The organism is Acinetobacter sp. UBA6526, assembly GCF_002434875.1.
GTDB classification, from domain to species: domain Bacteria; phylum Pseudomonadota; class Gammaproteobacteria; order Pseudomonadales; family Moraxellaceae; genus Acinetobacter; species Acinetobacter venetianus.
The window spans coordinates 612-1052 of sequence record NZ_DJLC01000103.1 but is presented as its reverse complement, the minus strand read 5'-3'; the positions used below and the strand labels follow the sequence as shown (position 1 = coordinate 1052).

Sequence of the window (441 nt, the reverse complement as noted above, 5' to 3'; positions counted from 1 at the left end):
CTGATTTGAAAAAGAATAAAATTTATACACTTTAGCGATGGTTAAATAAGGAATACAATGCAAAAACTTGTAAGTAAAATGTTGTATTAGCGTATTTTTAACTATGAAATCGAATTTAATTACTCGCACTGGACATGATTTATTAGTTGCTGAGCTAAAAAAACTTTGGCATGACGAGCGACCTGAAATTACCAAAAAAGTAAATTGGGCAGCAAGTTTAGGTGATCGATCGGAAAATGCAGATTATCAGTATAATAAACAATTGCTTAGGAAAATTGATCGACGTGTTAGATATCTAGGTAAGCGCTTAGAAGAATTAAAAATTGTCGATTATGTGCCCGAACAGGACGGAAAAGTATATTTTGGGGCTTGGGTTGAAATAGAAAATGATCAGGGTGAGCAGAAAACACTCAGAATTGTTGGAGTTGATGAAATTTATGA

At 33.1% G+C, this 441-nt stretch carries 1 protein-coding gene; it reads left to right on the top strand.

Annotated features, from left to right (window positions below):
* Window positions 1-103: 103 nt before the first annotated feature.
* Window positions 104-441: transcription elongation factor GreB (gene greB / locus B4237_RS06800; RefSeq protein ID WP_286942351.1), on the top strand; the 338-nt coding region annotated here is incomplete at its 3' end.